Origin of the sequence: Mycolicibacter algericus DSM 45454 (genome assembly GCF_002086455.1) — a bacterium.
Classification (GTDB): Bacteria; Actinomycetota; Actinomycetes; order Mycobacteriales; family Mycobacteriaceae; genus Mycobacterium; species Mycobacterium algericum.
In genome coordinates, this window is sequence record NZ_MVHC01000004.1 from 48,908 (window position 1) to 69,151 (window position 20,244).

Genomic DNA, 20,244 nt, shown 5'->3' on the forward strand with positions numbered 1-20,244 from the left:
GTAGATCGCCAGGAGGCACCTGTCCGACATCCTGGAGAAGGCTGCGCCCGCGATCACATGCCGGTGGGCGGCCCCGACCGCAGCTGTCTTACTGTTACGCCAAGATGCCCTTAAGTTTCTTAATTTCTGTGTATCGTGGGCCCCTGGTGTCGGGAAGGGGATTGCAGTGGGCGAATCGGGAACGTCTGCGGTCGTGCTGGGAGCCGGGATGGCCGGACTGCTGGCGGCTCGGGTGGTGTCGGAGTTCTACGACTCCGTCACCGTGGTGGACCGCGATCGGCTGCCCGATCACCCGGTCCACCGCAAGGGGGTACCGCAGGGCCGCCAACTGCACAGCTTCCTCACCGGCGGCACGAACATCCTCGGCGAACTGTTCCCCGGCATCCTCGACGAGCTCGCCGCCGCCGGCGCGGTGGTGATCGACAACCCCGACCTGTCCGGGCGGTACGCCCAGGTGCGAGGCCGTGTCGACCGGATCGGCAACGTCGCATTTCTTGACGGCCACGACGCGATCGAGCCGGTGCACCACCGGGGCGCGGTCACCGGTGTCCGCGTCAGGAATCAACGCAACCGCCTCACGCAGGTGCTGCACGCCGACCTGGTGGTCGATGCGACGGGACGCGCTTCACACACCGCCGAGTTCCTGGCCGAGCACGGCTTCGGCAGCGTGCCCGAACAGCGCCGCAACGCGAACTGGGGCTACTCCAGTCAGTTGCTGCGCATCCCGCCGGACCGGGTCACCGACCGGCTGGTCTTCGTCAACCGGGGCCGGCCCGCCCCGGTGCTGTTGCTGGTGCCCTACGAACGCGACACCTGGATGCTGGTCATCGCCCGCAGCGACGAGCACAGCGCTCCCCCATCCGATTTCACCGCCCTGCTGGCCGCGGCCAAGCAAGTCCTGCCCGCCGACATCATGGCTGGGTTACGCGATGCCGCGCCGATGGGCGAGCTCACGGTGTCCCGCGACACCGGCGCGTTATGGCACCGCTACGACCGAATGCCGCGGTTGCCCGCCGGGTTGGTGGTGATCGGCGACGGGCTGTGCCGGCTCAATCCGCTGCACGGGCAGGGCATGACGATGGCGGCACTCGAGGCGGTCGCGCTGCGCGACTGCCTGCGCGAGCGCGGACCGGAGCTGCCGCAGCGGTTCTTTCGCGCCGCGGCCGACCGGATCGCACCGATCTGGGCCGCGAACGCCGCCGCGGACCAGCCATCCTCGCCGGATCACCCGCAACCGCTCCGCCGCCGGCTCGACCGCTGGTTCGCCGAGGCGGCCAACCTGCGCGGCAGCCGACATCTCACCCGCCCGCTGATTCCCGAAAGCCCTACGGGCACCCTGCTTTCGCGACGCCCCAGCGCAGGGGGCTCCCATGCTTGACGCAACCTACCGCGCCGCTCGCGGCCGGATCGGGGCGCTGGCCGCCGGGCTCGGCGACCACCAACTGCGCACGCCCGTCCCGGCCACGCCCGGCTGGACGGTGCACGACGTGCTGGCCCACCTCGTCGGCGGTGCCGCCGACGTGTTGGCCGGGCGCCTCGACGGTGCGCCGGGCGACTCCTGGACCGGGCGGCACGTCGCTGAACGGCGACTGCGGCCGATCGAGGAGTTGCTCGACGAATGGCAGCGCGCCGCCCCGGCGGTCGAATCGAGTCTGCCGCAGCAGCACACCGGTCCGAATCTGGCCGCGGACGCCATCTGCCACGAAGCGGACCTGCACGAGGCGCTGGGCCTGCCCCGCACCGACCGCGAGCACTGGCAGCCGTTCCTGGACGTGATGGGCTACTTTCCCGGCCGCCGGCTGCGCGACACCGCCACGCTGGTGATCACCGACGAGCTGGGACAGGAATGGCGTTGCGGCTCAGGGGCGTCGGTGACGGTGCTGCGCGCCGACGGCTATGAACTGCTGCGCGGCGTGTTCAGCCGGCGGTCGCGCCGGCAGATCGCCGCCTGGGACTGGTCGCCCGAGCCACTCGGTCAGCTCGTCGACGGGTTCGGCGCGTTCGGTCCCCGCGACGACGACCAGCCGATCCCGGCCGGCTAAGCGCAGGAGGTGAGCCGCGGCGGGGAGAACGTCACCGAGCCGACTCCTCCCACGATCAGTCCGTTGTCGGCCAGCGTCATCGCGGTCACATACGAGCAGGTCTGAATTTCGGTCAGCCCGTTGAGGTAGACCACGTCGAAGGCGTAGGCGAAGTTGCGGACCAACTGTCCCGCCGTCCAGGGCACGTCGACGACGAAGCCCAACGACGATCCCGACGGCGCGCCGAGCACCCGGGGACCGCGCTCACCGATGTGCGGTGTGATCGAGAACGCCACGCCGTCGCGTTTGGTGCCGGTCAGACCGGTGCTGTTGATCCGGTAGCCGGTGGCCGCGGCCGGCACCAACGGTCCGGGGCGGATGTTGGTGCTGAACAACACGGAGTAGTTCGTGCCGCCGGCAACGGCGGTGGTGCTGAAGCTGGTCGAGGTGAACTCTTCGGGCAGTTGCACCACGCAGTTCTCGATCAGTTCGTTGGGATCGCCGCACTCCTGCGAACCGGGCGGCTGCGCCCCGGCGCGGGGTGCGGTGAGCACGATACCCAGGGCCGGCAGCGACCACGCGGCGCCGCGCACGAAGGTGCGCCGGGAGATGGCCTTGTTCGGAATGTCTGTCACGAGTGACCCTTTCTTCCGCGACGCCCTCACTCCCCCAGTGCAGAAACTACCCGCTTTCCGAACTCGGCGATCGTTTCCGGTGCAGCGAAATCGGAGAACCACACATAGAAGCGTTGTGCGCCGTGGTCGCGCAGGCCGGTGAAGTAGGCGACCAGTTCGTCGGCGCCGCCGCAGACCAGCCCGGGTCCCAGCTGACTGAACCGGCGGCGGGCCGTGCCGATCACCGCCTCGGCGTCAGCACCGTCGCCGACGAAACCGACCATCTGCTGCACCGAGGCCCGCGCCGAACCGATCTTGCCCACCAGTTGCGGCAGTTCGTTGACGTGGGTGGCCGGTAGATTCCACCAATCCGCATGCTGAGCAACCAGTTTCAGCATCCTCGGGCCACGTCCGGCCAGCAGCAGCGGGATCGGGCTGCTCGGTGTCGGCAGCTGGGTGTCCTCACCGCCGGACCAGTAGCGTTTCAGGGCGGTCACTGTCTGTTCCAGGGCGGTGACACGTGCGCCCGCGGTGGGTTCACCAAGGCCGAACCGGGCCAACTCGTCGGGCATCGACCCCGATCCCAGCCCCAGCTCGAACCGCCCGCCGGTGGCCTCGGCCAGGGTCACCGCCTGCTTGGCCAGCACCGCCGCGTGCCGGAACGCATCGCAGAGCACCAGGTGGCCGATCCGCAGCCGCTCGGTGTGCGCGGCGACCCAGGTGGCGATCGTCATCGCCTCCCACAGCGGCGCGTCGGGCGCCATCGGTGTCTCGAGGTGGTCGAGGAACGCCAGGCCGTCGAAACCGCTGGCCTCGGCGGTGCGTGCCCGCAGCACGATGTCGGTGATGCTCAGCCTGCTCTGCGGCAGGAACAAAAACCATTCGGCCATCAGCAGCCCCCGGTGCTACAGCGCCGCCCAGATCGACTTGGTCTTCAGATAGGCGTCGATGCCCTCGTAGCCGAATTCCTTGCCGACACCGGACTGCTGGTAGCCGCCGAACGGCACGTTGTGGTCGAAGGTCAGCTGGCAGTTCAAGCCCACCATGCCGGCGTTGAGCCGCTTGCCCAGGTCGTGGGCGCGGGCCAGATTCGTGGTCCAAGCGGTGGCGGCCAGGCCGTAGCTGGTGTCGTTGGCCATCGCCACGGCTTCGTCGTCGTCGTCGAACGGCAGGATCGTGACAACCGGGCCGAAGATCTCCTCGCGGTACAGCCGGCTGGTCGCCGGGTCGACGCCGGTGACCACGGTCGGCTTGACGAAGTACCCCTTGCGATCCAACCGGTAACCGCCACTGACGATTTCGACGCCGTCCTTCTTACCCTGGTCGATGTAACCCAGCACCCGATCGAGTTGCTTCTGGCTGACCAGCGGGCTGATCATGGCGCCCTCGTCCTTCGGGCCGCCCAACACCAGGTTGTCCCCGATCATCGCGATGCCGGCCACCACTCGCTCGTAGACGCTGCGCTGCACGAAGATTCGTGAACCGCACACGCAGCCCTGACCCGAGTGCACGAAGATGCCCATCGAGGCCATCATGATCGCCATGTCCAGGTCGGCGTCGGAATAGATGAGCACCGGGGACTTGCCGCCCAGCTCGAGGGTGACCTTCTTCAGATTGTCCGCCGAGTCACGCATGATCTGCTTGCCCACCTCGGTGGAGCCGGTGAAGGCCACCTTCTCCACGTCGGGGTGCGCGGTGATCGCGGCCCCGGCGGTGGCGCCGTAGCCGATCACGAAGTTGGTGACGCCGTCGGGCACACCGGCTTGCGCGATCAGCTTCTCCAGCAGCACCGCCGACAGCGGGGTCTCCTCGGCCGGTTTGACCACGCTGCTGCAGCCGGCGGCCAGCGCGGGCGCGACCTTGGCGCAGGCGTTGAACAGCGGGCCGTTCCAGGGGTAGATCAGCCCGACGACGCCGTAGGGCTCCTTGTGGGTGTAGGCGTGGAAATTGGCGTGGGTGCTGTTGACACCGCCCTCCATCTGCACCTGGTAGCTGGCGCCGTTGAGCTTGGTGCACCAGCCGGCGTAGTAGCGGAAGAACTCCGCGCAGGTGGACACGATCATCTCGGCCTGGGCCGGCGGCATGCCGGCGTCCAGCGACTCCAGTTCGGTGAACTCCTTGGCATGCTCGTCGATGAGGTCACCGAGGCGCCACAGCACCTTGGCGCGCTCGCGAGCCGCGATGTCGGTCCAGACGCCCGACTGGTAGGCCGCCTTGGCGCGGGCGACGGCCTCGTCGACGGCTTCAGGGCCGGCGTCGCGGAACTCGGTGATCTGCTCCTCGGTGGCCGGGTCGATCACCGCGATCAGCTCGCCGGTTCCGGGACGCTTCGCCAGATCATCGATAACCGACTGCACTGCCATAACTGGACCCTTCCCGTCGCGGAGATGCTGGGCACTTGCTTAGCACCCGGCGGGCGGCGCGGTCAACAGTGAGACAGTTTATTCATCATCTGTAAAGGTGTGTTGAGTGCGGGCGCTGGTCGGCGGCGCGCACGACGACCAGAAAGGCACGGCGTTGGGCATCGTCACCACCACCTCGGAAACCGCGTTCAGCCACGCCGCTGAGACGATCTACGACTTCGTCACGGATCCGGCCAACTGGACGAAGACCTATCCCGGCAGTGCCCACATCGAGAACCTGCCCGACCGACTGCCGCTGCAGGTGGGCGACACCTGGACCGAGGCCGGCCCGGATGGGGAACGCATCTTCAGCTGGCAGCTGGCGATCGCCACCCGCCCCCGACTCTGGGTCTTCAGTTCGGTCGGACGCCTCGGCCATGACCGCGCCGGCAACGGGGGGATGGAAGGCCGCATCACGGTGCAGTACCACTTCACCCAGCCCGCCGACGCCACCACGTTGTTCACCCGCACCATGGCCATCGAGGCCTACAAGCACGCGCCGCTGCCCGACGGCTTCTTCCGCGCGGTCAATCCCGCCAAGATCGACGACTACCACGCCGCCATCGCACGGGAGTTGGCGAACTGACCGTGGTCGGCCCTGCGGATGCCGGCTGATCAGTATGCGGTGTCGCGTCGATTACCGTTCCGGCTATGACGCGACGCCGGCTCGGGAAGTTCTGATGCGCACCCGCGGCTGGGGCGGCGATGTGCCCGCCAGCGACGACGAGGCGGTGGCGCGGATCCTGGCAGCGACCCGGCGCACCATCGACGAACGCGGCGAACAGACCAGCATCGCCGACGTGGCCCGCACCCTCGGGGTGACCCGCCAGACCGTCTACCGCTACTTCCCCAGCACCGAGGAGTTACTGTCGGCGACCGCGATCGACGGCGTCGGGGATTTTCTGGACCAACTCGCCGCGGCACTGGCCGGCATCACCGATCCCGGGGAGGCGGTCGCCGAAGGTGTCGCACTGACCCTGGAACGCCTCCCCGACGACCCCTATGTCGGACTGCTGTTGCGCGCCCAACAGCCCAGCGCCTTTGCCGTCACGGTGACCACAGACACCGGCCGCACTTTCGGGCACTCGATTCTCGAGCGGCTGGATGTCGACTGGTCCGGTTTCGACGCGCAGGCCATCGACGACATCATCGAGATGGTGCTGCGCACCCTGCAGTCGTTCATCCTGGCGCCGCTGCCCGCCCCGGGTGCCGAGTTGCGGCGACTGCTGCGCCGGTGGATCGCCCCGGCGGTGACCGCGGCGCGGGGCGCTACGAAGGTTCGCGGGTCAGTGGGTAGCTCACGCCGGTGAGATCCTCGGCGATCTGCCAGAGCCGCTGCTGCGCCTCGACGTCGTGGGCGCGCCCGGCGGCCCGGACCAGCACCGGCGGGCCGATCTGCTCGAAACGCCCACCCGGCCCGTAGAACTGGCCGCCCGCCGCGGCCGGATCGGTCGCCGCCCGCAGCATCGGCAGTGCCCCGTCGGCCGGGGCCTGGGTGAACCAGCCGGTCAGGTGGCGGAAGCGCCGGTTGAACACCCAGCGCACCGCTCGGGATTGCTCACGCAGGATCCCGGTGCGGGTCCCGCCGGGGTGTGCTGCCAGCGAGATCACTTGGCTGCCCAGCGATTCCAGTCGCCGCTGCAGTTCGAACACCGCCATCAGTTGGGCGAGCTTGGACTGGGTGTAGGCCGCCGCCGGGGTGAACGAGGACTCCAGCTGCAGATCGTCGAACGAAATCCGGCCGCCCCGACTGGTTTTGCTGTTCACCGCGACGATCCGCCCCGACCCGGAGGCAAGCACCCGGTCGAGCAACAGTCCGGTCAGGGCGAATGGCCCGAGGAAGTTGGTGCCGAGGTCGCCCTCAAAGCCATCGACGGTCAGCTGCCGCGTCTGGTGCATGACCCCGGCGTTGTTGACCAGGATGTCGATGACCGGGTATGACGCCCGCAGCTGCTCGGCGCAGCCGCGCACCGACGCCAGGTCGCTGACATCCAGGTGAATCACGTCGATTCGCGTGGACGGGGCCGTCCGCAGGATGTCGCGGCGGGCCGTGTCGGCAGCCTCGAGGTTGCGGCAGGCCAGTACGACGTCGGCGCCGAGGCTGGCCAGTCCCCGGGCGACCTCGAGACCGACACCGGTGTTGGCTCCGGTCACGACGGCGGTCCGCCCGTGCTGGGGTGACGCCTGCGCCAAGGTCCAGTCCGTCGCACTCACACGCCGAACTATAGACGGGACACCACGATCAATGTGTATGGTCCTGTCTTGATGCACGACGACGTCGACCTCACCGACCTGGACCGGTTCACGTCCGGCTTCCCGTATCACGTCTTCGATGTGTTACGCCGCGAATCGCCGGTTTGGTTCCATCCGGCCACCGCCCACTCCCCGGGCGGCGAAGGGTTCTGGGTACTCAGCCGCTACGCCGACATCGTCGCCGCGGCCACCGACAGCGAGACTTTCTCCTCGGAGACCGGCGGCGGGCGCGACGGCGGCGGCACCACCCTGGAGGACATGCCGCTCGGGTTCGCCGTCGGTGCACTGCTGAACATGATGGACGACCCGCGGCATGCCAAGTTCCGGAAGTTGCTGATGCCCAGCATGACTCCGCGGGCGCTGCGCGGCATCGAGCAGGATCTGCGCCGGCGCGCGGTGACGATCGTCGACGCCGCGCTGGCCAAGCGGGATTGCGACTTTCTGGTAGATGTCGCCGCGGAGCTGCCGCTGCAGGCCGTCGCGGAGCTGGTGGGCGTGCCGCAGCAGGATCGCCACGAGCTGATGGACTGGGCCAACGTCACCTTGGACTACGAGGACCGCGAGGTCGGCGAGGTCAGCGACCGGTTGGTGCAGGCCCATGCTCGGATGCACGCCTACGGGGCCGAGCTGCTGGAATACAAGCGCGCCCACCCGGCCGATGACCTGCTGTCGGTGGTGACGCACGCGGAGATCGACGGCGGGCCGCTCACCGCCAACGAGCAGCAGATGTTCTTGAGCCTGATCATGGCCGCGGGCAGCGAGACGACACGCAATTCGATTGCGATCGGCATGTCGGCACTCAGCGAGCATCCCGAGGCCTGGGAGCGGTTGCGCCGGGACCGGGAGCTGCTGCCGGTGGCCGTCGAGGAGCTGCTGCGCTGGGCGTCGTCGACGCCGTACAACCGGCGCACCGCCACCCGCGACGTCAAACTGCACGGGCAGCGGATCCGGGCCGGTGACAAGGTGAGCCTGTGGTGGGCGTCGGCGAACCGCGACGAGTCGGTGTTCGCCGAGCCCTACATTTTCGACATTCTGCGGAACCCCAACCCGCACCTGACATTCGGGCGCGGCGTGCACTTCTGCCTCGGCTCCACGCTGGCGCGCCTGGAGATGCGGGTGATCCTCGACGTGCTGCTCGATCGGGTGGGCACCGTGACCTTGACCGGCCCGATCGAGTACGTCCGCAGCAACAAGCACGCCGGGGTCCGGCACATGCCGGTCACCATCGAGCCGCGCTGAGGCCGGCCCTCGGCCCAGCATACCAATTTTTGGTATCGTGGCAGACATGGGCAAGAACACGTCCTTCGTGCTCGACGATCATTACCAGGCCTTCATCGACCAGGAGATCGCAGCCGGACGCTACCGATCGGTCAGCGAGGTTATCCGCTCGGCATTGCGGCTGCTGGAGGATCGCGAAGCACAACTGCGGGCCCTGCGCACCGCCCTCGAGGACGGTGAACGTAGCGGCGAGTCGACGCCGTTTGACTTCGATGCCTTCCTCGACCGCAAGCGGACGGATGCGTCGCGTATCCGGTGACTGTTCGATACCTGCTCTCACCTGCCGCGCGAGCAGATCTGGAACAGATCTGGGATTACACCGCGGACCGCTGGGGCGTCGACCAGGCCGAAGAGTACCTGCGCGAGCTCCAGTACGCGATCGAACGTCTTGCCGCGAATCCACGGATCGGCCGAACCTGTGACGAGATCCGACCCGGCTATCGCAAACTATCGGCCGGATCCCACACGCTGTTCTATCGACTGACTGCCGACGCCGTCGTCGACGTAGTTCGGGTCTTGCACCAACGGATGGACACCGAGCGGCATCTCTGAAGCTCGCAGTCTCCGCACCCCTACCCGCGCTGCACCGTCGCAAACCGCTGGTCGGTGTAGCGGCGGAGATTCGACAGGAACCGGCGAAACGCCAGGTTCATCAACGGGCCGCTCACCGGGGAGAACAGCTTCGCCGGGCCGGTGAGCCGATTGGCCAGGGTCCAGGTCAGCCGGCAGCCCTGTGGAGTCGGTTCGATGCGGTAGTCCTCGACGAAGACCGCCAGCGCCGATGTCGAGCTGGCGTTGAACCGAAACGCCATGTGCCGGCAGGGTTCCCAGGCGAGGAATTCCTCGTCGCCGACGATGCCGCCGCGCATGTCAACCAGGCGGGTGGTCCCGACACCGTGCGGCTCGGGGCTGGTCCAGGTCACGTTGGTGATCACCGACGCCCAGCGCGGCCAGGCGTCGGCGTCGGCGAGCACCTCCCACACCTGCTCGGGGGTCACGGCCAGCTCGACGCTGTTGCTGAACCGCTGCGGCGCCTGGTCGATGAAGCCGAGATCGACTTGCTCGCAGGGATACATCCGGGCCAAGGGATTTCCTTTCCGTGCTTCGTGATTCAGCGTGCGCCGCGCACCAGCCGGCCCGGGCGGGCGCCGGTGTCGGTGCCGTTGCGTCGGGTGACGGTACCGTTGACGATCGTGGCGTCATAACCGCTGGCGCCCTGCAGCAGCCGGCGGCCACCGGCCGGCAGGTCATAGGCCATCCGGGCCGGGTGCAGGGTCAGCGCCGCCATGTCGATCACGTTGATATCGGCCTTCTTGCCCAGCTCGATGACGCCGCGATCGGTCAGGCCGAACAGCTGTGCGGTGTCTCGGCACTGCTTGCGCACCACGTACTCCAACGGCAGTTTGTCCCCGCGGTGCCGGTCACGGGCCCAGTGCGTCAGCAGATACGTGGGATAGGAGGCGTCGCAGATCATTCCGCAGTGCGCGCCGCCGTCGGACAGGCCCAGCACGCCGGCCGGGTGGGTGAGCATCTCGCGGATCGCGTCGTGGTTGCCGTCGGCGTAATTGAAGAACGGCAGCATCAGCATCGCGCCGGCGTCGTCGCGCAGCATCAGGTCATACAGCGTCGACAGCGGGTCCTCGCCGCGCGCCGCCGCGATCGCGGCCACCGAACGGTCCGGGGTCGGCTCGTAGTCCGGCGGGTCTCCCAGGTCGTAGATGCGGTGCAGCGAGTGCTGCACCAGCGCGAACATCCCGTCGAACTGCAGCGAGGTGTCGACGGGCAAGTCGTCTTCGGCCAGGATCGCGGCCTTGACCGCCGGCTCGGCGAGCCGCTGCGCCAGTTCCTCGCGACTGCACTGTTCTTTGAGCCGGCGGTAGGTCGGGCGGTGGGTGAACCCGTGGTGCCCGGGGAAGCCGAGCAGCATGCCGAAGGGCCGGGCGGCGATCTGCGGATACAGCGCACTGCCCGCCTGGTGGGCGGCGGCGGAGACGTCGAGCTGTTCGCGCCACAGGTTCGGGTCGGCATCGACCTGAATCAGCGCGAACGACAACGGGCGGTCGATCTCGGCGCTGAGGCGCTGCATCCATTCGAGCTCTTTTTTCGGTGCGACGATGTCCTCACCGGCCGCACCCTGCGGCGCGAGTTCGAACACCGCCTGACCGCCGGCGGCCATCGCGCGGCCCAGCCCGAACAGTTCGTCTTCAGCGGCGAAGGTGCCCGGCACCGGTTCGCCGTCCATCGCGCGGTGCGCCAGCGTGCGTGAGGTCGAAAAGCCCAGCGCCCCAGCCTCGATCGCCTCTTGCACCAGCCTGCTCATCACGGCGATGTCGTCGGAGGTGGCCGGCTCGTTGCGGGCGCCGCGCTCACCCATGGCATACGCGCGGATCGCCCCGTGCGCCACCTGACTGCCGACGTCGACGGCCAGGTTCTGCCGATCGAGTGCGTCGAGGTATTCCGGGTAGCTCTCCCATCCCCAGGTGATGCCTTCGGTCAGCGCGGTGCCCGGAATGTCCTCGACGCCCTCCATCAGCTTGATCAGCCATTCCTCGCGGCCCGGCTTCACCGGGGCGAAGCCCACGCCGCAGTTGCCGGTGACCACCGTCGTCACGCCGTGCCCGCTGGATGGTTCCAGCAGGCTGTCCCAGCTGACCTGCCCGTCGTAGTGGGTGTGGATGTCGACGAATCCGGGGGCGACGATGCGGTCGGTGGCGTCGATCGTCTCCGCTGCCGCACCGGTCAAACCGGGATCATCGGCTCCGGTGCGGCGGTGGACCGCCACGATCTTGCCGTCCCGGATACCGATGTCGCCCGGATAGCGGTCGGCCCCGGTCCCGTCGACGACGGTGCCACCGGTGATCACGAGGTCATACACGGCCGTCTCCTTCGAAGTACCGAGCGCGGCGAAGAAAGATGTTGATCAATTTGTACACATTTCGTTAATGTGTGCAAGTGCCCGTCGCTGCAGGATCTCGAACGCTGCCATCGCCGCTGCTCACCGCGGCGACAGACACCCTGCGACAGCTCGGGCCTCGCCGCTTCAGCCTCACCGCCGTCGCCGAGGCGGCCGGCGTCTCACGCGGCACGGTGCACAACATCCTGGGGACTCGCGACGACGCCATCGCCGCCGCGCTGGAACAGCTGTCCTCGGTGTTCATCGAGACCATGGCCGCCGAGGTGAGCCGGCAGCAGAGCCTGGCCGAGCAGGTCGCGGCCGCGGCGGTGCTGATCTCGGCGCATCGCCGCAGATCGACCGCCGAGCCCCGCGCGATCAACCAGAGTGTGCTGGTGCTGCTGCTCGAACACGGCGGCGATGAGTTGATGCGCCGCTCGGTGCAGTTGTGGACGCCGCTGGTGCGCGCCGCCCAATGCAGCGGCGAAGTCAGCGAGGCCCTCGACGCGAGCCGCGCCGGCGAATGGATCGTGCGGCTGCTGTTCAGCTTCGAGTTGCTGCCGCCCATGCGGGTGAACCTGGACAGTCCCCGCGCTGTGCGCCGCTTCGTGTGCGACCACATCGTCGCCGGGCTGAGCGGGGCCCGGCGGTGATCGGTCCCGAACCGCTGGTGCTCCAGGTGGCGGAGCGCGACCTCGACGACCTTCGTCATCGGTTGGCCAACACCCGCTGGCCGGCCGAGATCGAGGGCGCGGGTTGGGAGTACGGCACCGACCAGACCTTCCTCAAGGCCGTGGTGGAGCACTGGCTGCACCGCTACGACTGGCGCCGCGTCGAAGCCGAAGTCAATGCCATCGGCTCGTTCGTCACCGAGGCCGCCGGGCAGCGGGTGCACTTCTTGCATGCCCGAGCGACCGGCCCGAATGCCATTCCGCTGGTGATCACCCACGGCTGGCCCGGATCGATCGTCGAATTCCTCGACGCAATACCGTTGCTGCGTCCCCGTTTCCACGTCGTGGTCATCTCGATGCCCGGGTACGGCTTCTCCGGGCCCACCCGGCAGCGCGGTGTCGATTCCGCGGCGGTGGCGGCCGCGGTCGCCGACGTGATGGCACAACTGGGCTACCACCGGTACGTCGCGCAGGGCGGCGACTGGGGTGCCATCGTCACCCGCCACCTCGGCAAACACTACGCAGATCGGGTCGCTGCCATCCACACCAACATGTGCTTCGCACCGCCCGACCGGGACGACCCGGAGTTGCTGGCCGCCGTGACCGAGACCGAGCAGGCCGCGGTCGCCGCCGCGGCCCAACGGATGACCGACGGCATGGCCTATTTGAATCAGCAAGCCACCCGGCCGCATTCGCTGGGCTTCGGTCTGGACGACTCGCCGGTGGGGCTGGCCGGCTGGATTCTGGAGAAGTTCCACGCCTGGTGCGACACCCGCGACGGTATGCCGATCAGCGCCGATCGGCTCATCGACAACCTGATGTTCTACTGGCTGACGGCGACGGCGACCTCGGCGGCCCGGCTGTACTGCGAATCCACCCAGGCGGGAACGGGCCCGCTCGGCAAGTGGACCGGCCGGGTCGACGTGCCCACCGGGTACGCGGTGTACCCCTACGAGATGCTGCAGACCCCGCGGGCGTGGGCCGCGCATCGCTACAATCTCGTTCACTACTCCGTCGCAGACCGCGGCGGGCATTTCGCCGCGTTCGAGCAGCCCGCGCTCTTCGTCGCCGACCTGGCGGCCTTCGCAGATGTCCTCAGCGAACAGCGGGTGTTCTAGGGGGCGTTCGCCCGCTGCCGCAGCGGTCGCTGCCGCACGATCGTCGGCCACCAGAACCACGGGCCGTAGATCCGCACCAGGCACGGCACGATGAACGACCGCACGATCAAGGTGTCCAGCAGCAGGCCGATGCACACCGTCGAACCCAGCTGGCCGATGGTACGCAGATCGCTGGCCAGCATCGCAAGCATGGTGAACGCGAACACCAGGCCCGCCGACGTCACCACACCGCCGGTACTGCCCAGCGCCCGGATCAGGCCGGTGTTGAGCCCGGCCCCAAGCTCCTCTTTGAGCCGGGCGATCAGCAGCAGGTTGTAGTCCGAGCCGACCGCCACCAGGATGATGAACGTCAGCGGCAGGATCAGCCAGTGCAGGTGCAGTCCGATCAGATGCTGCCAGATCAACACTGACAGCCCGAACGCCCCGGCATAGGAGAACGCCACGGTGCCGGGAATCACCATGGCCGCCACCAGGCTTCGGGTGATGACCAGCATGATCAGGAAGATCAGCACGAAAGCTGCAATCGCAGCGATCAACAGATCCGACCGCGAATACTGTTGGATATCTTTGTTGTTCGAACCCGAGCCGCCGATGTAGATCTTCGCGCCGGCCAATGAGGTCTCCTTCAGCGCGATCTTGATGGCGTCGGGGAACTTCTCCACATGGGCAATGCCCTCGGGGCCCATGGCGTTGCCCTCGTGGGTGACGATGAATCGGGCCGCCTTGCCGTCCGGGGACATCATCAACTGCATCCCGGTCTTGATGTCTTCGTTGTCGAACGCCGGCCGGGGGATATAGAAGAAATCGTCACTGCCGGAGGCGTCGAAGTCGTTGCCGACGTTGATCATGTCGTCGAATGTCTCATCGGTGTTGCGGGCTTGGATGTCCGAGCTGCCGTAGGTGTTGACGATCAGCGACCGCAACGCGATCTGGTCGTCGGCCATGATGTTGAGTTGGGTGACCAACTGCGGCAGCAGCGAATCGACGACCTCCAGCGACGACACCGCGTTCTTGATGTTCTCGGCCAGCTTGTCGACGCTGTCCATCATGTCCCACAGCGACCGGAACGCCCAGCAGACCGGAATGTCGTAACAGTGCGGTTCCCAATAGAAATAGCTGCGGATCGGGCGCATGAAGTCGTCCAGATTGGCGATCTCCTCATCCATCTGTTCGGTCAGCGCCTGCATCTCCGCCATGGTGAGCACGGTGGAATGCATCTCCTCGGCCAGCTTCTGGGTCAGCGCGATCGTGGTCTGCAGCACCTCGACGGTGTGGCCCATGATTTGCGCCTGTTTGTCGGTGTTGGCGTTCTGCTCGCGGGTGAACGGCAGTTGCTGGCCGTTGGCGCTGCCCTGCATGGTGAACAGGTAGGGCAGCGACGCGTGTTCGAGTGCGCGCCCCATCGGCCTGGTGATGCTCTGCACCATGGCCACCCCGGGCAGCCGGATCAGCGCCTTGGCCACCCGGTCCAGCGAGATGAAGTCCGCGGAGTTGCGCATGTCGTGATCCGACTCGATCATCAGCATCTCGGAGAACAGCTTGCTCTGCGGGAAATGCCGGTCCGCGGCCGCGAAACCCAGGTTGGCGGCGGAGTCATGCGGCTGGTAGGTGCGGTCGTCGAAGCTGACCTGGTAGGTCGGCACGAAGACCGCCCCCACCGTGACCAGCGCGGCGCTGGCGGTCAGGATCGGTTTGGGCCAGCGCACCACCGATGTGGCGATGCGGCGATACAGCCGTGCCTTGACCTGCTGGCGGGGATCGAACAACCCGAGCAGGCTGCCCACGCTCAGCACCGCCGGCCCGAGCGTCAACGCTCCGGTCACCGTCAACACCATGCTGATCGCCACCGCCGGCCCCATGGTGTTGAAGTAGTTCAGCCGCGCGAAACTCAGGCAGAACGCCGCACCGGCGATGGTGAGCCCGGAACCCAGGATCACGTGCGACACGCCGCGGTAGGCGGTGTAGAACGCGTCCTCGCGGCTTTCGCCGTTCAGGCGTGCCTCGTGATAGCGGCCCATCAGGAAGATGCCGTAATCGGTTCCGGCGCCCAGGGTCAACGCCACCACCAGGTTCACCGCGAACGACGACAGTTCGATGTAGCCGAAGTGACCGAGTGTCGCGATGACACCCTTGGCGGCCAGCATCAAGATGAGCACCCCGAAAAGCGGCACCAGCATGGTGATGTAGGAGCGGTAGACCACCAACAGCATGAAGATGATCAGAAAGATCGTCGCGATGGTGATGTTGTTCAGGCTCCGGTTGGCGGTCGCCACGGTGTCGGCCGCCAGCGGTGCCGCGCCACTGACGTAAACCGTCAGGCCCGGCGGCGGGTCCGAGGCCGCGACGGTCTGCCGCACCGCGGCGACGGACTCGTTGGCCTCCAGCTGACCGATATCTCCGGCCAGCCGCAGCAACACATAGGCGGCCTTGCCGTCGAGGCTCTGGGCACCGGCGGCGGTGATCGGTTTGCCCCAGGTGTCCATGACGTACTGGACGTGGTCGGTGTCGGACTGCAGGGTGCGCACCAGCGCGTCGTAGTAGTGGTGGTCGGCGTCCCCGAGCGGGCGATCGGCCTCCAGTACCAGCATCGTCATGCTGGTCGAGTCGGACTCCTGGAACTTCTCACCGATCGCCAGCATCGCGGCCTGCGAGGGCGCATAGGTCGGGACCATCGGCCCGGCGAGTTCCTCGGCCACCCGCTCCACCTGCGGCACAAAGGTATTGGTCACCACCGCCAGCAGCGCCCAGAAGATGATGATGGGTACCGACAACGCGCGGACCACCCGGGCCGGCAGCGAGCGTGGCTGACTCATGCGGACTTGACCCGGCAGGTGATGTCGGCGTTCGCCCTCGTGTTGGTGTGCTCGTCGCGGACCACGTCGTCGACGAGGATCCGGCAGCCCACGTGGTCGCCGCGCACCTGCGCCGAGATGCTGCCGGAAACCACCGTGAGCATCGTGGTCTCCTGGTGGCGCCACGGCAGCGCGTCCACCTCGACGGTGTGGGGGTGACCGTCGATGTCGAGGTAGGACACCAAGGCGCCGTCGGCCTCCGAACCGAACACCTCATAGCTGAGCTTCTTGGGGGTGAACTGTTCGGGAGCCTGGGGCGGATTGACCGTCAAAACCGGCCCGGGAGCGGATATCTGGTGAACCTTCCACATGCCCAGCGCGCCGATGCTGACCGCGATCACCGCGACCAGTGGCAGCCAGGCGCGCGCCAGCAGCGACCCGCGCGGCGAACGGGCACTCACTCGCCGACCCGCTGCTGTGCTGCCGCCGGCAGGCGCTTCTTCAGCTTCACCACCCGCACCAACTGCGCAGTCACGTTGAACGACCCGAGCATCGGGATCACCCCGAGGAAAGTACGCTCGGACGGCGTGGCGCCGTGTAGTTGCTCCAGGCTGCCCAGCACATAAAAGCAGCCCAGCGAGAAGATCGCGGCGGGGATGCAGAACGCCAGCGGCGTTCGTTGATCGGCGATGACCCGGCCCGCGAACTCCAGTTCCTGCGATGACAACGGCTCGCGCTTGCGCACCTTGACCAGCACGGCTTTGCGGGCTCCGATTCCTTCGCTGATCGGCGGCGGTGTCCGGTCCTGCAATCGGCGGACATAGCAGAACGCCCCGGTCGCAAAGCACAACATCGCCGCGAAGGCCACCGCCGCCAGATCACCGAACAGCCGCCAGTTCGTGCCGAACATGTCCCAGCTCATCGCGCCACCCGCCCCGTCCTCGCCCAGCAGCCATAGAGTTGATCGTCCGACTTCAAAGAATATATTTCTATTAATCGGACGTCAACGTCTCATAAACAGACGGAGCTGTGCGTATGCTGGGTGGCATGGATCCGATGCTCACTGGTTCGCAATCACGCACACGGGCGGCAATCCTGGAGGCGACGGCGGCGGTGCTGGCCCGAGATCGCACCGCCACGCTGCCCGAGATCGCCGCGGCCGCCCGGGTCGCACGCTCGACGCTGCACCGCTATTTCGCCGACCGGGACCGGCTGATCCACGAGGCCACCCTGGATTCGATCCGCGTCATTCGCGGCATCATCGGGGCCGCGGCCACCGCTGAAGGCCCGGCTCTCGACGCGATGCGGCGGGTGATCACCACGCTGGCGCCCGAGAGCGATCGGATCGTGTTCCTGTTCGCCGATCCCGCCGTGCTGCGGGACATCCCTGCCGAACAGCTGCCCGATTCCGCGCCGATCCTCGAACTCATCATCCGCGGTCAGCGGGAAGGTGTCTTCGACCCGGAGTTGTCCCCGGAATGGATTCGGATCGCGCTGTTCGGCCTGCTGGTCAAGGCCTGTAGTGAAGCGGCACACGGCACGGTGCCGCGCCACAGCATCGTGCCGTCGCTCATTCGGATATTCGAGCGCGGTGTGGCGATCGGCTGAACTCACTGCCGTTTTCTCCGGACACCAGCCGTTTTCTCCGGACACCAATCGCCAACGGTGACATCATCATCTGCAGCGGACCATCGTTTTTGAAGTCCCCGACGTAAGGGTCAGACCATGGGCGAGCGGGTGATCGACCGGCTGATGGGAATCGCCGACCAGTTGCGAGAGCAGGCCGGCGATGCGGAGAAGATCGGCCGGCTGACCGATCAGACGGTCAAGGCCATGAAGAGCGCGGGGTCGATCCGGTTGTTGCAGTCCGCCAAACACGGCGGATACGAAGCGCATCCCCGCGAGTGGGCCGAGACCGTGATGGCTACCGCGGCACTGGATCCGTCGGCCGGGTGGGTTGCGGGCGTGGTCGGCGTGCATCCCTACCAGCTGGCCTACGCGGATCCGCGGGTCGGCGACGAGGTGTGGGCCGAGGACATCGATACCTGGATGGCCTCGCCGTATGCTCCGCAGGGCGTGGCCAAACCGGTCGACGGGGGCTACCTGTTCAACGGTCACTGGCAGTTCAGTTCTGGCACCGACCACTGCGACTGGATCATTCTCGGTGCCATAGTCGCCGACGCCGACGGTGTGCCGGTCATGCCACCGGCCATCCTGCACATGATCCTGCCCCGCGCCGACTACGAGATCGTCGACGACTCCTGGGATGTGGTGGGGCTGCGCGGGACCGGCTCCAAGGACGTGATCGTGCAGGACGCGTTCGTCCCCGGCTACCGCACCATGGACGGTCTCAAGGTGATGGACGGCAGCGCTCAGCGTGAAGCCGGCATGACCAACCCGCTGTATCTGATGCCATGGTCGACGATGTTTCCGCTCGGCATCTCCTCGGCGGTCATCGGCATCGCCGAGGGCGCACTGGCCGCCCATCTGGATTACCAGCGGGAACGGGTGAGCGCCACCGGGACTGCTATCAAAGACGACCCGTACGTCATGTACGCGATCGGCGAGGCGGCCGCCGATATCAACGCGGCCCGCCAGGAACTACTGGCCAACGCCGACCGGATCTACGACATGGTGGCCGACGGCAAGGAGATCAGCTTCGCCGACCGCGCCGCGGGACGCCGCACCCAGGTTCGCGCGGTGTGGCGCGCCGTGATGGCGGTCGATCAGATTTTCGCCCGTTCCGGTGGCAACGCGCTGCGGATGGACAAACCGCTGCAACGGTATTGGCGTGACGCACATGCTGGGCTCAATCACGCGATCCATGTGCCGGGCACCACGTTCCACGCCTCGGCACTGAGCTCGCTGGGCGTCGAGCCGGAAGGCCTGCTACGGGCGATGATCTGACGCGGAAGCTAATCGCGTGCCGGGGCCAACCGCTTCAGGGCCAGCCCGCCCTCGAACGGCCGATAGCCGAAGGCCGCCGGGGCGCGATAGCCGGTGTCACCCAGCGGTGTCGCCACTTCGGTGACCGTGGGTCCGATCTTGGCGGCCACCGGGGCCAGCGCGTCGAGGTCGAAGCGGTACAGGCGAGCCGCATTTCCGGCCAGGATCTTTCGGCACTCTTCTTCGGACCGGTCATGCAGCGCCCAGCGGATGGCCAGCTTGGAATGCGGCGAGAAGCCCTCCTCGTGCGGATAGTCGCTGCCCCACATGATGTGATCGGCACCCAGGAAGTCGATCGTCGTCGCGTCATAGGGCATCAGCTCGCTGGCCAGATAGCAGTTCCGGCGGGCGTACTCGCTGGGCAGCATGGTCATCTCGTCCACGGACGACCCGCCGAACATCCCGTAGGTACGGTTGTGCGCATCGGTCTTCATCGTGGGCACCATGGCGTCGAGCATCATCAATTGTTGCTGCACCCATAGCGTGCCCTGCTCGGTCGGCACGAACCGCAGCGCCGGGTGCCGCTCGAAGACCCCGGCGAGGATCAGGTGGCTCAGGGTGCGCTGGGCCCACAGCGCCATCTCGGTGATCAGCACGGCGTTGGAGGCCGGCTGATCCATCGGCATCTCGGGACTGCCGGCCCCGGCGTGCTGCACCACTGTCAGGTCCAGCTCCGCGCACAGCGCCCAGATCGGTTCATAGCGGGTGTGAAACAGCGGGGCCACCTGCGGGTCGCCCGCCGAGACCGCCGGGATAAGCACCCCACCGAAGCACCCCAGCTCGGCGCCCCAGCGAATTTCCTTGAGCGCCAGCTCGACATCGTTGGGGAAGATCTGAATCAATCCGCGGCGCCGGGTCGGTGCCATCGCACAGAAGTCGATCTGCCACCGGTTGTGGGCCTGCACCCCGGCCCAGCGTTTCTCGAATTCGTCGCGCGTCCGCGGCAGGCTGATCGTGATGTTGGGTGTGGTCGGGAAGAACGGCGGAACGGTATTGGGCAGCAATACCTCCGCGGCGACGCCGTCGGCGTCCATCTCGGTGATGCGTAGGTCGTGGTCCCAGTTGCGGTTGGCAGTGGCGACGATCAAGTCGTCGAACGGGCTGCTGTACACCTTGGCCCAGGCGTCGAACTCGTCGTGCAGCGCGGCCGGGAGATACGGCTTGTAATCGTAGAGATCGGCTCCGGCGTGGGTGTCGGTCGAGATGACGACGTAGCGGTCGATGCTGTTCCAGGTGTCAGCCATGTTGTCCTCAGT

21 protein-coding genes are annotated in these 20,244 nt (G+C 67.3%); 11 read left to right on the plus strand and 10 right to left on the minus strand.

What is annotated here, in order from left to right:
* Window positions 1–166: 166 nt before the first annotated feature.
* Together BST10_RS05235 and BST10_RS05240 are read left to right on the plus strand one after the other, a co-directional pair.
* Window positions 167–1,378: an FAD-dependent oxidoreductase gene (locus tag BST10_RS05235; protein WP_235673661.1), complete on the plus strand. Its 1,212-nt coding sequence runs from the start codon at window positions 167–169 to the stop codon at window positions 1,376–1,378.
* Window positions 1,371–2,042 (plus strand): maleylpyruvate isomerase family mycothiol-dependent enzyme, encoded by a 672-nt coding sequence (locus BST10_RS05240; protein WP_083036847.1) that lies wholly within the window; start codon window positions 1,371–1,373, stop codon window positions 2,040–2,042. Before BST10_RS05235 ends, BST10_RS05240 begins: the two co-directional genes overlap by 8 nt.
* Here the strand turns inward: BST10_RS05240 and BST10_RS05245 are convergent.
* Genes BST10_RS05245 through BST10_RS05255 form a run of 3 tightly spaced genes read right to left on the minus strand, consistent with a single transcriptional unit; the run spans window position 2,039 to window position 4,998 of the window.
* Window positions 2,039–2,656, minus strand: coding sequence for a hypothetical protein (locus tag BST10_RS05245; RefSeq protein WP_083036848.1), 618 nt, complete (start codon window positions 2,654–2,656; stop codon window positions 2,039–2,041). The genes BST10_RS05240 and BST10_RS05245 overlap by 4 nt on opposite strands.
* 26 nt (window positions 2,657–2,682) lie before the next feature.
* On the minus strand, window positions 2,683–3,525 hold the full coding sequence (locus BST10_RS05250; protein WP_083036851.1) for an LLM class flavin-dependent oxidoreductase: 843 nt from the start codon (window positions 3,523–3,525) through the stop codon (window positions 2,683–2,685).
* Window positions 3,526–3,540: 15 nt separating this feature from the next.
* Window positions 3,541–4,998 carry an aldehyde dehydrogenase family protein gene (locus BST10_RS05255; RefSeq protein WP_083036853.1) on the minus strand — a complete coding sequence of 486 codons (1,458 nt, stop codon included), beginning with the start codon at window positions 4,996–4,998 and terminating at the stop codon, window positions 3,541–3,543.
* Between the two features lie 154 nt (window positions 4,999–5,152).
* On the opposite strand from BST10_RS05255, the gene BST10_RS05260 reads away from it, so the two are divergent.
* Together BST10_RS05260 and BST10_RS05265 are read left to right on the plus strand one after the other, a co-directional pair.
* The gene (locus tag BST10_RS05260; RefSeq protein WP_083037142.1) at window positions 5,153–5,623 is read left to right on the plus strand and encodes an SRPBCC family protein; all 471 of its coding nucleotides are present in this window, start codon (window positions 5,153–5,155) and stop codon (window positions 5,621–5,623) included.
* A 94-nt stretch (window positions 5,624–5,717) separates the two neighbouring features.
* Entirely contained in the window at window positions 5,718–6,347 is a 630-nt protein-coding gene (locus BST10_RS05265) for a TetR/AcrR family transcriptional regulator (RefSeq protein WP_083036854.1), read from the plus strand.
* Here the strand turns inward: BST10_RS05265 and BST10_RS05270 are convergent.
* On the minus strand, window positions 6,307–7,251 hold the full coding sequence (locus BST10_RS05270; protein ID WP_083036855.1) for an oxidoreductase: 945 nt from the start codon (window positions 7,249–7,251) through the stop codon (window positions 6,307–6,309). The two genes, BST10_RS05265 and BST10_RS05270, sit on opposite strands and share 41 nt — an antisense overlap.
* A 51-nt stretch (window positions 7,252–7,302) precedes the next feature.
* Here BST10_RS05270 and BST10_RS05275 point away from each other — a divergent pair, with 51 nt between their 5' ends.
* The 3 genes from BST10_RS05275 to BST10_RS05285 are packed head-to-tail and all read left to right on the plus strand — an operon-like array spanning window position 7,303 to window position 9,120.
* Entirely contained in the window at window positions 7,303–8,529 is a 1,227-nt protein-coding gene (locus BST10_RS05275) for a cytochrome P450 (RefSeq protein WP_083036856.1), read from the plus strand.
* 46 nt (window positions 8,530–8,575) lie between these two features.
* Complete coding sequence (locus tag BST10_RS05280) at window positions 8,576–8,827, plus strand: type II toxin-antitoxin system ParD family antitoxin (RefSeq protein WP_013831127.1); 252 nt, start codon at window positions 8,576–8,578, stop codon at window positions 8,825–8,827.
* On the plus strand, window positions 8,824–9,120 hold the full coding sequence (locus BST10_RS05285; RefSeq protein WP_083036857.1) for a type II toxin-antitoxin system RelE/ParE family toxin: 297 nt from the start codon (window positions 8,824–8,826) through the stop codon (window positions 9,118–9,120). The genes BST10_RS05280 and BST10_RS05285 overlap by 4 nt, the downstream gene beginning before the upstream one ends.
* Window positions 9,121–9,140: 20 nt before the next feature.
* Here BST10_RS05285 and BST10_RS05290 read toward each other — a convergent pair whose 3' ends face one another.
* Entirely contained in the window at window positions 9,141–9,644 is a 504-nt protein-coding gene (locus BST10_RS05290; RefSeq protein ID WP_083036858.1) for an SRPBCC family protein, read from the minus strand.
* Window positions 9,645–9,679: 35 nt separating this feature from the next.
* Window positions 9,680–11,443, minus strand: a complete 1,764-nt coding sequence (locus BST10_RS05295; RefSeq protein ID WP_083036861.1) for an N-acyl-D-amino-acid deacylase family protein — start codon at window positions 11,441–11,443, stop codon at window positions 9,680–9,682.
* A gap of 77 nt (window positions 11,444–11,520) precedes the next feature.
* On the opposite strand from BST10_RS05295, the gene BST10_RS05300 reads away from it, so the two are divergent.
* On the plus strand, window positions 11,521–12,114 hold the full coding sequence (locus tag BST10_RS05300) for a TetR/AcrR family transcriptional regulator (RefSeq protein ID WP_083036864.1): 594 nt from the start codon (window positions 11,521–11,523) through the stop codon (window positions 12,112–12,114).
* Complete coding sequence (locus BST10_RS05305; protein ID WP_083036867.1) at window positions 12,111–13,250, plus strand: epoxide hydrolase family protein; 1,140 nt, start codon at window positions 12,111–12,113, stop codon at window positions 13,248–13,250. The genes BST10_RS05300 and BST10_RS05305 overlap by 4 nt, the downstream gene beginning before the upstream one ends.
* Here the strand turns inward: BST10_RS05305 and BST10_RS05310 are convergent.
* Genes BST10_RS05310 through BST10_RS05320 form a run of 3 tightly spaced genes read right to left on the minus strand, consistent with a single transcriptional unit; the run spans window position 13,247 to window position 16,964 of the window.
* A complete protein-coding gene (locus BST10_RS05310) occupies window positions 13,247–16,063 on the minus strand; it encodes an MMPL/RND family transporter (protein WP_083036869.1) in 2,817 nt (938 codons plus the stop codon). The genes BST10_RS05305 and BST10_RS05310 overlap by 4 nt on opposite strands.
* A complete protein-coding gene (locus tag BST10_RS05315) occupies window positions 16,060–16,503 on the minus strand; it encodes an MmpS family transport accessory protein (protein WP_013831135.1) in 444 nt (147 codons plus the stop codon). The genes BST10_RS05310 and BST10_RS05315 overlap by 4 nt, the downstream gene beginning before the upstream one ends.
* Window positions 16,500–16,964 (minus strand): hypothetical protein, encoded by a 465-nt coding sequence (locus BST10_RS05320; RefSeq protein WP_083036872.1) that lies wholly within the window; start codon window positions 16,962–16,964, stop codon window positions 16,500–16,502. The genes BST10_RS05315 and BST10_RS05320 overlap by 4 nt, the downstream gene beginning before the upstream one ends.
* Window positions 16,965–17,089: 125 nt before the next feature.
* Here BST10_RS05320 and BST10_RS05325 point away from each other — a divergent pair, with 125 nt between their 5' ends.
* Together BST10_RS05325 and BST10_RS05330 are read left to right on the plus strand one after the other, a co-directional pair.
* Window positions 17,090–17,650 (plus strand): TetR/AcrR family transcriptional regulator, encoded by a 561-nt coding sequence (locus tag BST10_RS05325; protein ID WP_109559427.1) that lies wholly within the window; start codon window positions 17,090–17,092, stop codon window positions 17,648–17,650.
* A gap of 117 nt (window positions 17,651–17,767) precedes the next feature.
* A complete protein-coding gene (locus BST10_RS05330; RefSeq protein WP_013831138.1) occupies window positions 17,768–18,949 on the plus strand; it encodes an acyl-CoA dehydrogenase family protein in 1,182 nt (393 codons plus the stop codon).
* An 8-nt stretch (window positions 18,950–18,957) separates the two neighbouring features.
* On the opposite strand, the gene BST10_RS05335 is transcribed toward BST10_RS05330, so the two are convergent.
* Window positions 18,958–20,232 carry an amidohydrolase family protein gene (locus tag BST10_RS05335; RefSeq protein WP_083036875.1) on the minus strand — a complete coding sequence of 425 codons (1,275 nt, stop codon included), beginning with the start codon at window positions 20,230–20,232 and terminating at the stop codon, window positions 18,958–18,960.
* Between the last annotated feature and the right edge of the window lie 12 nt (window positions 20,233–20,244).

What these genes read in the sequence shown, in the direction of transcription:
- BST10_RS05320 (WP_083036872.1), bottom strand. Translation starts at nt 16,964, where the DNA reads ATGAGCTGGGACATGTTCGGCACGAACTGGCGGCTGTTCGGTGATCTG.
- BST10_RS05325 (WP_109559427.1), top strand. Translation starts at nt 17,090, where the DNA reads ATGGATCCGATGCTCACTGGTTCGCAATCACGCACACGGGCGGCAATC.
- BST10_RS05335 (WP_083036875.1), bottom strand. Translation starts at nt 20,232, where the DNA reads ATGGCTGACACCTGGAACAGCATCGACCGCTACGTCGTCATCTCGACC.
- BST10_RS05255 (WP_083036853.1), bottom strand. Translation starts at nt 4,998, where the DNA reads ATGGCAGTGCAGTCGGTTATCGATGATCTGGCGAAGCGTCCCGGAACC.
- BST10_RS05280 (WP_013831127.1), top strand. Translation starts at nt 8,576, where the DNA reads ATGGGCAAGAACACGTCCTTCGTGCTCGACGATCATTACCAGGCCTTC.
- BST10_RS05310 (WP_083036869.1), bottom strand. Translation starts at nt 16,063, where the DNA reads ATGAGTCAGCCACGCTCGCTGCCGGCCCGGGTGGTCCGCGCGTTGTCG.
- BST10_RS05330 (WP_013831138.1), top strand. Translation starts at nt 17,768, where the DNA reads ATGGGCGAGCGGGTGATCGACCGGCTGATGGGAATCGCCGACCAGTTG.
- BST10_RS05290 (WP_083036858.1), bottom strand. Translation starts at nt 9,644, where the DNA reads ATGTATCCCTGCGAGCAAGTCGATCTCGGCTTCATCGACCAGGCGCCG.
- BST10_RS05265 (WP_083036854.1), top strand. Translation starts at nt 5,718, where the DNA reads ATGCGCACCCGCGGCTGGGGCGGCGATGTGCCCGCCAGCGACGACGAG.
- BST10_RS05250 (WP_083036851.1), bottom strand. Translation starts at nt 3,525, where the DNA reads ATGGCCGAATGGTTTTTGTTCCTGCCGCAGAGCAGGCTGAGCATCACC.
- BST10_RS05275 (WP_083036856.1), top strand. Translation starts at nt 7,303, where the DNA reads ATGCACGACGACGTCGACCTCACCGACCTGGACCGGTTCACGTCCGGC.
- BST10_RS05240 (WP_083036847.1), top strand. Translation starts at nt 1,371, where the DNA reads ATGCTTGACGCAACCTACCGCGCCGCTCGCGGCCGGATCGGGGCGCTG.